This window comes from Mycobacterium sp. (assembly GCF_032162605.1).
Classification (GTDB): domain Bacteria; phylum Actinomycetota; class Actinomycetes; order Mycobacteriales; family Mycobacteriaceae; genus Mycobacterium.
Map to the genome: position 1 here is coordinate 1 of NZ_JAVROT010000331.1, position 10,477 is coordinate 10,477.

Genomic DNA, 10,477 nt, shown 5'->3' on the forward strand with positions numbered 1-10,477 from the left:
GTGCCCGTCTCGAGGTCCGCGGGAAACATCTTGGTCTCCCCGACCAGCGCCGGCGCAAGGCAGGTCACGGTGACACCGTCGCCCGCGACCCGGGGCGCGAGGTGATGCGTGAGGCCGTGCAGGCCCGCCTTGCTCGCGGCGTAGTGGGCGCCCACCACTCCACCGGTGAACGCGGCGACCGACGAGATGAACAGGATTCGGCCGAAGCGCCGCTCGGTCATCCCGGGCAGCACCTGCTGCACCAACAAGAAGGGCGCGGTCAGGTTCACCGCCAGGGTGGCGTTCCACGACTCGAGATCGATGTTCTGCCAACCTCGTATGTCGGCCATGCCCGCGTTCGCGATGAGCAGGTCGACCTTGCCGAGCTCGCGGATGGCGAACTCGACCAGGGCGGCGGGCGCCTGCGGATCCGCCATGTCCGCAGCCACCGTGACGGCCCGACGACCCCGATCGCGGGCATAGGCGGCGACTTCGTCCGCGTCGTCCCCATTTCGACCGTAGGACAGGCAGACGTCGACGCCCTCGTCGGCGAGCCGCCTGCCGATCGCCTTGCCGATGCCGCCCGATGCACCTGTGAGGAGTGCGACGCGGGCTCGGAGGGTAGGAGCGAAGCGATCCGGGATTGTGCCTGCCAGATCCGTCATGGCTGCACCAGGATCCTGATCGGGTCGCCGTCGGCCTTCTCGAGTTTCTCGATGCCCTTGGCGACGTCCTCCAGCGACACGATCTCGCTGATCGAGCGCGACAGGTCCAGCCGCCCCCGGGACACCAGATTGGCCAACGTCCCGATGTCGGCGTTCTGATAGCCGAGGTGTCCCAGGACCTGCCGTTTGAACAGGTTGAACATCGCCGTCGGACCGATCGTGGGCGCATCGGCGCTCATGCCGATGCCGACGAGGCGCCCGCCGACGGTCAGGCTGCCGAGGGCCTGTTCGAAGGTGGACTTCAGCCCCACGGCGTCGAACGCCACGTCGAGCTGGCGACCCTCGGTGGCCTCGGCGATCTTGTCGTGAAGGGCGTCGTCGCGCGCGTCGAACGCGTAGTCGGCCCCGACGGCCAGCGCGCGGTCCAGAACGGCCGGCTTGATGTCGACGGCGATGATCGGGGCCGCGCCGACCAGGCGGGCCAGCTGTACGACGTGCGTGCCGACTCCGCCGACACCCCACACGCCCACCGACTCGCCGATACCGACCTTGCCAGTGCGGACGACGGCACCGTACGGCGTGGAGACCGCGTCGGCCAGGATCGCAGCGTGCTCCAACGTGACGTTGTCGGGAACCCTGGTCAGCCCGAACGCTTGGGCCACCGTGTACTCCGCCCAGGCGCCGTCGTAGGCGAACGCCATCAGACGGATGCGCAAACAGTTCGACAGGTCGCCGCGTCTGCAGTTCACGCACTCCAGGCACGGACGGCCTGCGGCCACTACCACCCGGTCGCCCTCGGCCCACCCGATGACCCCGGGCCCCAGCTTGGCGATGGTGCCCGACGCCTCGTGCCCCTGTGTCACCACTGCTTGCTGGGACGGAAAGGTGCCGTTGATCAGACTCAGGTCCGAATGACAGATGCCGCAGAACGCCACTTTGACGAGAACCTCTCCCTGGCCCAGCTCGGGGATCGGAACGTCTTCCACAGCAATCTCTTTGGAATCAGCGTAAAAGCGTTGCGCCCTCATCGTCTCAACCATGCCGCTCCTTCGTTGTCTGCTGGCGGTACCCGGGGTTACCATCGCCATCATGGTGCAGCCGTTGGTGGTCGAGCAATCAACGGCGATACCCGTAACGCAGAAGGCTGCGTTCAACGGAACCGTGTCGATCCCGTTGCCCACACTCTTCCACCGCTGGTATGGCCCATCCCGCCCATCCCGCCCATCGAAGCGGTGACGGACCAGACCGGTGACTAGGACGCGGTCGGCTCCCAACGCCTGCTGCAGATCGGGCTTCATATGTTGCAACTGCAGGCCCCAGTAGGTCGCGTCCGGGCGGTAGGCCACGTTTTGGCCACCTGGCACACTCGGCTCCCATGACGAAACGCGGACTCGTGCTCGCAGGCGGAGGACTGGCAGGCATCGCCTGGGAGACGGGCATCCTGTGCGGGATCGCCGACGAGGTGCCGGACGCCGCCCGCGCACTGCTGGCCGCCGACGTGCTGCTCGGCACGTCGGCGGGTTCGACGGTTGCGGCTCAACTCGGCAGCGGCACGGACCTCGACGAGCTCTTCGCCAGGCAGATCGCCGAGAGCTCCCCGGAGATCGACCCCGGGGTCGGGGTGGAGGAGATCACCGCCCTGTTCGTCACGGCGTTGACGATGCCGAACACCACCAAGGAGCAGCAACTCCAGCGGATTGGCGCGATCGCGCTGGCCACCGACACGGTGCCCGAGTCGGTGAGGCGGGACGTGATTGCGCGACGGTTGCCCTCTCGCGAGTGGCCCGAACGCGTACTGCGGGTGACGGCCATCGACGTCGACACCGGCGAACTGGTGGTCATCGACCGCGACTCGGGCATCCCGCTCGTCGACGCGGTGGCGGCGAGCTGTGCGGTCCCGGGCGCATGGCCGCCCGTGACCGTCGGCGATCGCCGCTTCATAGACGGCGGCGTCGGCAGCATCGTGAACATGACGATCGCATCCGACTGTGATGCGGTGGTGGTTCTAGTGCCATCGAATGAGACGTCACCATCGCCGTTCGGCGACGGAGCGGTGGCCGAGGTCGCTGCGTTCGACGGTGACGTGCTGTCGGTGTTCGCCGACCAAGCGTCCGTCGCCGCATTCGGCCCCAACCCACTCGATCCGGCATGCCGGATCCCCTCGGCGGCCGCCGGTCGGGAACAGGGCCGTCGCGACGCCCCGCGGATCGCGCGGTTCCTAGGGCTTTAAGGCTCGTGGGATGAGCGTGTCGAGGGCGGCCGCCGCAAGCTCCTGCCCGATGTCGATGACCTCGTCGGCGCGGTGGAATTCCAGACTCCGGGCGGCACCGCGCGGCACCTCGATCAGGATGTCGGGCGGATAGGCCGCCAGGATGTGGCGCATGAGGGCCGACTGTGCAACGTCGATGGAGCGGTTCATCACCTCGAAGCCGCTCAATCTCGGCACCGACGATTCGGTGTGATCGTCGTGATCGTCGGTCTCGACCCCGTCATTGGCGAACCGGCTGAGCACCGTTCTGGCGGCGGGCGTGTCGAGCAGCGTGCGGGCCGTGGCCGTGTCGAGCAAAGCGGTTGTGCTGCGCCACATCCGGCTGAGAAGCTCGGCGCTAGGCCTGGGTTCGAATTCGTGGTCCGACGTGGGCTGCTCGGGGTCGTTGCCGCCGAGGCTGACGGCGATGGTCAGGTCGGCGTTGACTGCGGCGAGCGGCGCCATCGGCAGCGGGTCGAGGATTCCGCCGTCGGCGAGCAACCTCCCGTCGAGCACGTGCGGTTTGATCACGCCAGGGATGGCGATCGAGGCGCGGATGGCTGCGTCGACGGGGCCGCGCTGTAGCCAGACCGACTTGCCCGCAATCAGATCCGTCGTCACCGCGGTGTATGGAATGCGAAGCTCCTCGATTACGGCTTCGCCGAGGATTTCACGGACGGCGTCGAGGATCTTGTCGGCCCGGAGCACCCCCGCGGACGTGAGAGAAGGGTCCAGCAGTCGCAGTACCGCCCGCTGCGTCAGCGAACTCGCCCACGCCGCATACTCGTCGAGCTTGCCTGCGGCTTCCAACCCTCCGACCAGAGCTCCCATCGACGAACCGGAAATGCCGACGATCTCGTGGCCGCGGTCGCGCAGTTCATTGATCACCCCGATGTGGGCGTACCCGCGAGCCCCACCGCTGCCGAGACAAAGCGCCACTCGCATGAACACATCATCCCGTGTTTGTTCAGCGCTGATCCGGCAACCCAGTACGGCATGATCGGGAAACTGCGATCCGTCGTCCTCGACTGTCCCGAACCGCGACGGCTGGCGGACTTCTACACCGCTGTTCTCGGGGGCGAGGTTGCCGTGCAGGATGACACGTGGGTGGTGCTGGTCGAACCGACCGGCAGGAGGCTGGCGTTTCAGTTGGCGCCGCAGTTCGAGCCGCCGCAGTTCCCCGATCCGCATGGCTCGCAGCAGTTCCACCTCGACATCGAGGTCGACGACGTCGACGTGGCGGAGTCAGAGGTGTTGGCGAACGGAGCCACCCGCGTGCCCGACGCGGTCGGGGAAGACGGCTTCCGGGTCTACCGAGACCCTGCGGGACACCCGTTCTGCCTGGTTTGGGGTGAGGCGGGCTAGCAACCCACCCTGGCGAAGAAGGCGGCGGCGACCAGACCGATGATCAACGCCATCTGCCACTGGCCGCTCGACAGGGCGACGACGACGCCCATGACGGCGCCGACGCCGATCACCAACAGGATGAGACCCATCAGCAGGCGCATGCCGTTGATCGACCCACCGGCGGCCGGCGGCAACGGTGCCCGGGGCTTCCCCAGCGGACCGTTTTTTGGTGCGACCATGGGTCATCCCTTCGTGAGTGACGAGGAGCACAATACACCGAATATTGTGATCCAGACCACAACGACTAGGCGCTCTAATTGTTAGTGCGGCAAAGGGTTCGGGCTTTGGCCCGTGTTTACGCGCAGATCGATTCGGCGTGGCAGTGTTCGCGCGGTGGCGGACGGTGGGCCCCGGTTCAAGGACGTCGTCGCGGGTCTCGGCACCGGGTCTGTTCTCGATACCCTCCGCCTGCATCAGCGGCGTCGGTAGAGGAGGCGCGCTGGACGGCGGAGCGCTCGGACACGCCTGACGACGGGGGTTACGACACCCGTGATTAAAAGGGCGTCAGCCGCACAGATCGTCCGCTGCGGCCTCGGCCGCGACGATGACCGCCGACTGCCTGGCCGGGGGCAGCTGCGACCACGGTGAGCCGAACGTGCCGAGTCCCGCGGCATCGGTTGACTGCAGGCCCTGCAGATATGGCTCGAACTGCGCCTTCTGGTCGCCGCCCCGCTCCATCATCCACACCTTCGCAGCGTGACAGGCCTGGAAGTACTCGTCTTCGGTGGACTGGGCAGGCGTGCCGACGGCGGTCGTGACACCGTTCGGCGAGACCCCCAGTGCGCCGGGCGCTGCGGTGTGATTCTCGAAGGTCGGTGACGTCGTCGGCGTCGTCACGGGGAGCGAGGACGGCCCCGGCGACGTGGCCGTGGAGCCGGCTTGCTCCGAGCCCGAGGAGCAACCGGCCAAGAGGGCCGCGGCGGCCGCCGCGGCGAAGATCGGGTAGCTGCGCATACCGCCAATCTATGCAACACTCGCCAACGTGCTGGAGCGGACCTTCTGTCGGGAGTGTTGTAGGGCTTGACGCCCGACCCCGACCGTCCCCTTCCTGGTCCACTTGGAGTCCATTCACCATGTCTCTAGTACTTCCGTCCGTAGTCGCACCCACCCGCCTCCGAGTGCCCGACCTGCTGCAGGCGACCGACGTTGCCACCGATCACGTCTTGTCGGGCCGCTACGACCGCCTGCTCCCCGTGGGGGGCCCGCCGACCGACGAGCGCTGGTTCACCCGCCTTCATGGCGACGACGAGCTCGACGTCTGGCTCATCAGCTGGGTGCCGGAGCGCTCCACCGAACTGCACGACCACGGGGGGTCGTTGGGTGCGCTAACCGTGGTCTCTGGCGCACTCTCCGAAACCCGTTGGGACGGAGACGCGTTGCGCGAACGGCGGCTCAACGCCGGCGATCAGGCCGGCTTCCCCCTCGGCTGGGTGCACGACGTCGTGTGGGCCTCACCGACATCCGTGACGGTGCAGGGCCCTACCCTGAGCGTGCACGCCTACTCGCCTCCACTGACCGCAATGTCGTACTACGACATCACCGATCGGAACACGCTTCGTCGCGACCGGACCGAGCTGACCGACAAACCCGAAGGGGACTAGTGCCCAGCCGCATCGACGCCGTTCTACAGGCCGCACGGGCCAGATTGGCACGGATCGAGGCGCAGGACGTGCCCGCGGCGCTGGTGCGTGGGGCACTGCTCGTCGACATCCGGCCCGCCGCGCAGCGAGCCACGGAGGGTGACGTCGCGGGCGCGCTTCTCATCGAACGCAACGTGCTCGAGTGGCGCTGCGATCCGACCAGCGAGGCACGGCTACCGCAGGCCGTCGACGACGACGTCGAGTGGATCGTGCTCTGCTCGGAGGGATACACGTCGAGCCTGGCTGCCGCGGCGTTGCTCGATCTCGGCCTGCACCGCGCCACCGACGTGGTCGGCGGCTACCACGCCCTGCGATCGGCGGGAGTGCTGGACTAGCTGTTCTCGTCGGAGCGCAGCAGCAGCCTCAGCTCGTCCGTCTTTGCCGTCGTCCAGCCCGGCGGCTGCATGATCGCCGCCCATGCGTTCGCGACGTCCCGCACATAGACGTGACCGTGCCCATCCGGGACGTCGACCGCCACGGCCATGTCGGCCGACACCTGCAGGAACGTGACGACGGGAATCCACTCCATCCGCGGTGACACGTCGGTACCGCGCGGCTCGCGCAGCCAGTCGGGCTTGGTGAACAGCAGATCGGGACTCCACCACGCGATCGGATCCGAGGCGTGCTGCAGATAGACCACCCTCGGGTCGTCCCACGGATCGACGGGCCGGTTCAGGTCGTCCGCCGTCGCGGCGAACCGGACGTACGCGCCCTTGTCGTAGATGGGGAGCCACTCCGGTGACCCCGGATCGCGGTTGGCGGTCAGGTCCGTCCAGATAGTGTTGTTGAACGTCGGGCCGGAGAACAGCGCACCGTCGGTGCGTGCGATGAGGTTGTTCAGCGACAGGAACGGCGCCTCGCCACCGAAGGAGCCGAGGCTCTCACCGAACACCACGAGCTTCGGCCTGGCGTTCTCGGGCATTCCGCGCACCAGCGCGTCGACGGCCTCGAAGAGAGCCTGACTCGACTGGCGGGCATTCTCCTTGTCGACGAGGAACGACAGCCAGCTCGGCAGGAACGAATACTGCATCGACACGATCGCGGTGTCGCCGTTGTACATGTACTCGAGCGCGGAGGCCTCGGCCTCGTTGATCCAGCCGGTGCCGGTGGTGTTGGCGACGGCTACGACCTTGCGGTTGAGGCCGCCGGTCCGCAGCAACTCCTGCGCCGCCAGTTCGGCGGCGGCCTTGATGGAATCGGCCGAGTTCAGTCCGGCGTACGCGCGGATGGGCTCGACCGCCTTGGCGCCGTTGAACTTCTCGAGGTCCTCGACCGACGGACCACCGCTGACGAAGACACGTCCCTGATGGCCCAGCGACTCCCAGCTGACGAAGGACTGTGGGCCGCCCGAACGCAGCGGCGTCGTGGGAGCCGGGTTGTCGGGATCCTGCTCGTTGTTGACCGACTCGAAGGTGTTGTTGAGCGTGCTCATCACCACACGCACCACCACGCCGTTGAGTAGTGCGATGCTCAGAACGACGAGCAGCGTGACTACGACGACCGCCGAAACCCGCGGCGGTGCAACGCGACCCAGCAGGCGCGTGAGATAGCCCACCAATTTGCCTACGAGCTGGCCGATTTCGACGAAGGCGAAGAGGAACACGATGGCCAACACGCCCGTGAGCGGGTGGTCCCAGAAGTCGAGCCGCGGCACGCCCATGAAGTCGCGAACGTCGTCCTGCCACACGTGAAACCAGATGATGGCAAGCGTCTGTCCGATCAGGCCGACCACGACCAGGATGATCCAGGCCCAGCGCGGGGCCGACGGGCTGGTGTTCTTCGATCGCAGGTAGCGCACCAGCCACACGCCGAAGACGCCGAAGCCGTAGCCCAAGGCGCCTGCCGCACCGCTGACGAGGCCCTGGAACAGCGGGCCGCGCGGAAGCAGTGACGGCGTCATGGACAGCCAGACGAACACCAGACCCACGGCGGTGCCGAAGAACGTGTAGTGCCGAACCCACCAGTCCGGCCGCGACGGTGGCGCCGGTTCGGGCTCGGCGGGCGCCTCCGACTCTTCGGCTTCGTCCGGCACGTTCGGCTCGTCGGCTGCCTTGGTGTCCGTCTCTGTCACGAACGCACTTTAACGGTGCGTGAACCTAGGTGGGCGCTTCTCGGTGAACGCCGCCATGCCCTCGGCCTGGTCTTCGGTGGCGAACGCCGAGTGGAACAGCCGCCGCTCATGGAGAAGGCCTTCGGCGAGCGTGGATTCGAAGGCTCGGTTGACGGCCTCCTTGGCCATCCGCGAAGCCGACAGCGACATCCCGGCGATGGTGGCCGCGACGGCGTTCGCCTCGTCCAGCAGGGAATCTCCCGGGACGACGCGGGACACCAGGCCGCTGCGGTCGGCCTCGGCGGCGTCGATGGTGCGGCCGGTCAGGATGAGGTCCATCGCCTTGGCCTTGCCGATGGCGCGGGTCAGTCGCTGTGATCCGCCCATTCCGGGCAGCACGCCGAGCTTGATCTCGGGCTGGCCGAACTTGGCGCTGTCGGCGGCGATGAGGATGTCGCACATCATCGCGAGTTCGCAGCCGCCGCCCAGCGCGTACCCGGCGACTGCGGCGATGGTGGGGGTGCGGGTGGCGGCGAACTTGGACCATGTCGCGAAGAAATCGGCCGAGAAGACGTCGGCGAACGACAGGTCGGCCATCTCCTTGATGTCGGCACCCGCCGCGAAGGCCTTCTCGTTGCCCGTGACGATGATCGCGCCGATACCGGCGTCGTCGTCGAATTCCGCTGCGGCGGTGGTGAGTTCGGTCATCACCTGGCTGTTGAGCGCGTTCAGCGCCTTGGGCCGGTTCAGGGTGATGGTCCCGACGCGGTCCTCGCGGGTGACCAGGATGGTTTGGTAGTTCATGGCTGTCCTCCTATTCGGGGAATGTCAGATCGGGGTCGACCGGCGCGAAGTAGGCCTCGACGTCGTCGACGGCGCACAACGCGAGCGTAGATGGCGACCATTTGGGGTTGCGGTCCTTGTCGATGACTTGCGCGCGGATGCCCTCCACGAAGTCGTGAGAGCGTAGTGCTGCGCACGAGGTCCGGTATTCCTGGTGAAGGGCGGCTTTCAACGAGTCCAGGTCAGCCGCTCGCCGCACTGCCTCCAGAGCTACCGCCAGCGCGATGGGGGAGCGGGTGGCGATCTGGTTTGCGGCATCGTTCGCCGGACCGGCGTCGTGCCCGCGCAGTTCGGCGATGACGCCGATGACCGTCTCGCCTGCGTAGCACTCGTCGATCCAGTGCCGTTGCTTCAGAAGGGCACTCGCGGGCGGTTCGATGGCGTGCGCGGAGACTGCCGCGTCGACACCGTCCTCGACGACCGCGTCGGTGAACGTGCCGAGTTGATCGTGGGGCACGTAGTGATCGGCGAAGCCCATCGCGATGGCGTCGGCGCCCGAGAACGGTGCGCCCGTCAGCGCGGCGTGCAGGCCCAGGCGGCCCGGCGCCCGCGACAGGAGGTAGGTGCCGCCGACGTCGGGGATGAATCCGATGCCGACTTCGGGCATCCCCATCTTGGTGGTCTCGGTGACGACCCGGACGCTGCCGTGCGCGCTGACTCCGACGCCGCCTCCCATCACGATGCCGTCCATGATCGCGACATACGGCTTGGGGTATCGGCCGATGTGAGCATTGAGCAGATATTCGTCCCACCAGAACGAGCGTGCGGCGCTGCCGTCCCCCTTGGCGCTCTGATGAATCGCAATGACGTCGCCGCCTGCGCACAGTCCGCGTTCGCCCGCGCCCGACACCAGCACGGTGTGGACCGAGTCGTCGTCCTCCCACGCGGTGAGTGCCCGTTGGAGACCGGTGACCATGTCGTGGTTGAGCGAGTTGATCGCCGTCGGGCGGTTCAACGTCAACAGACCGACGCCGTTCCCGACATTTACTAGGATGTCCTCGTTTTCTGCCACGGGGTGCAAATCTAGAGCCTTGCCAGAGGCGGGCCCGACACGGGTAGCCTTTCCCAAGAAGTTCACAGTTTCAGCGACCCGGTCGGGAACTGGTCCGAGTCGCCGCACGTTGACCCAATGTTCGTCAATGTTCGTCACTCCGGCGAACCACAGCACACGAGAGGAACCGACGGTGCGCGAGAGCAGCAACCCGGTATTCCGTTCCCTGCCCAAGCAGCAGGGCGGATATGCCCAATTCGGTACCGGTGGCGCCGGCTACGGTGCGCAGGCGGTACAGGCTGAGCCGTACACGACCCAGCCGTATACAGACCAGAAGGCCTCCCGGCCGCTGACCATCGACGACGTCGTCACCAAGACCGGCATCACGCTCGCCGTGCTGACTGCAGTCGCCGCGGTCTCCTACTTCCTAGTGCAGGGCAACATCGCACTTGCGACGCCATTCAGCCTGATCGGCGGTCTCGGTGGCTTGGCGCTGGTGCTGGTCGCCACGTTCGGTCGCAAGCAGGACAACCCGGCGATCGTGCTGAGCTACGCGGCGCTCGAGGGCCTGTTCCTCGGCGCGGTCTCGTTCATCATCGCCAACCTGTACTCCACGGGTGGCGTCGGCATGATCGCGCAGGCCATCGTGGGGAC

The 10,477-nt window shown here is 67.1% G+C and carries 13 protein-coding genes; 5 read left to right on the top strand and 8 right to left on the bottom strand.

Annotated features, from left to right (window positions below):
* Together QOI01_RS18975 and QOI01_RS18980 are read right to left on the bottom strand one after the other, a co-directional pair.
* Positions 1-644: SDR family NAD(P)-dependent oxidoreductase (locus QOI01_RS18975; RefSeq protein WP_526383626.1), on the bottom strand; the 644-nt coding region annotated here is incomplete at its 3' end.
* The gene (locus tag QOI01_RS18980; protein ID WP_526383646.1) at positions 641-1,684 is read right to left on the bottom strand and encodes a zinc-binding dehydrogenase; all 1,044 of its coding nucleotides are present in this window, start codon (positions 1,682-1,684) and stop codon (positions 641-643) included. The genes QOI01_RS18980 and QOI01_RS18975, both read right to left, overlap by 4 nt.
* Positions 1,685-2,019: 335 nt before the next feature.
* Here QOI01_RS18980 and QOI01_RS18985 point away from each other — a divergent pair, with 335 nt between their 5' ends.
* Positions 2,020-2,874 carry a patatin-like phospholipase family protein gene (locus QOI01_RS18985; RefSeq protein ID WP_526383628.1) on the top strand — a complete coding sequence of 285 codons (855 nt, stop codon included), beginning with the start codon at positions 2,020-2,022 and terminating at the stop codon, positions 2,872-2,874.
* On the opposite strand, the gene QOI01_RS18990 is transcribed toward QOI01_RS18985, so the two are convergent.
* Complete coding sequence (locus tag QOI01_RS18990) at positions 2,863-3,837, bottom strand: patatin-like phospholipase family protein (protein WP_526383630.1); 975 nt, start codon at positions 3,835-3,837, stop codon at positions 2,863-2,865. The genes QOI01_RS18985 and QOI01_RS18990 overlap by 12 nt on opposite strands.
* A gap of 51 nt (positions 3,838-3,888) precedes the next feature.
* Here QOI01_RS18990 and QOI01_RS18995 point away from each other — a divergent pair, with 51 nt between their 5' ends.
* On the top strand, positions 3,889-4,257 hold the full coding sequence (locus QOI01_RS18995) for a VOC family protein (protein WP_526383648.1): 369 nt from the start codon (positions 3,889-3,891) through the stop codon (positions 4,255-4,257).
* On the opposite strand, the gene QOI01_RS19000 is transcribed toward QOI01_RS18995, so the two are convergent.
* Both QOI01_RS19000 and lpqV read right to left on the bottom strand, forming a co-directional pair.
* A complete protein-coding gene (locus QOI01_RS19000) occupies positions 4,254-4,478 on the bottom strand; it encodes a hypothetical protein (protein WP_526383632.1) in 225 nt (74 codons plus the stop codon). The genes QOI01_RS18995 and QOI01_RS19000 overlap by 4 nt on opposite strands.
* Before the next feature lie 325 nt (positions 4,479-4,803).
* Entirely contained in the window at positions 4,804-5,253 is a 450-nt protein-coding gene (gene lpqV / locus QOI01_RS19005; protein ID WP_526383634.1) for a lipoprotein LpqV, read from the bottom strand.
* 119 nt (positions 5,254-5,372) lie between these two features.
* Here lpqV and QOI01_RS19010 point away from each other — a divergent pair, with 119 nt between their 5' ends.
* The gene (locus QOI01_RS19010; protein ID WP_526383636.1) at positions 5,373-5,900 is read left to right on the top strand and encodes a cysteine dioxygenase; all 528 of its coding nucleotides are present in this window, start codon (positions 5,373-5,375) and stop codon (positions 5,898-5,900) included.
* Positions 5,900-6,274 carry a rhodanese-like domain-containing protein gene (locus QOI01_RS19015; RefSeq protein ID WP_526383638.1) on the top strand — a complete coding sequence of 125 codons (375 nt, stop codon included), beginning with the start codon at positions 5,900-5,902 and terminating at the stop codon, positions 6,272-6,274. The genes QOI01_RS19010 and QOI01_RS19015 overlap by 1 nt, the downstream gene beginning before the upstream one ends.
* On the opposite strand, the gene QOI01_RS19020 is transcribed toward QOI01_RS19015, so the two are convergent.
* From QOI01_RS19020 to QOI01_RS19030, 3 genes are read right to left on the bottom strand one after another with little or no spacing between them, the layout of a single operon-like run.
* Positions 6,271-7,971 carry an alpha/beta hydrolase gene (locus tag QOI01_RS19020; RefSeq protein ID WP_526383650.1) on the bottom strand — a complete coding sequence of 567 codons (1,701 nt, stop codon included), beginning with the start codon at positions 7,969-7,971 and terminating at the stop codon, positions 6,271-6,273. The genes QOI01_RS19015 and QOI01_RS19020 overlap by 4 nt on opposite strands.
* Before the next feature lie 48 nt (positions 7,972-8,019).
* Positions 8,020-8,793 carry an enoyl-CoA hydratase gene (locus QOI01_RS19025; RefSeq protein ID WP_526383640.1) on the bottom strand — a complete coding sequence of 258 codons (774 nt, stop codon included), beginning with the start codon at positions 8,791-8,793 and terminating at the stop codon, positions 8,020-8,022.
* A gap of 10 nt (positions 8,794-8,803) precedes the next feature.
* Positions 8,804-9,844, bottom strand: coding sequence for a 3-hydroxyisobutyryl-CoA hydrolase (locus QOI01_RS19030; protein ID WP_526383642.1), 1,041 nt, complete (start codon positions 9,842-9,844; stop codon positions 8,804-8,806).
* Positions 9,845-10,016: 172 nt separating this feature from the next.
* Between QOI01_RS19030 and QOI01_RS19035 the strand changes: the two genes are divergently transcribed.
* A partial coding sequence (locus tag QOI01_RS19035) for a Bax inhibitor-1/YccA family membrane protein (protein WP_526383644.1) occupies positions 10,017-10,477 on the top strand: 461 nt, incomplete at its 3' end.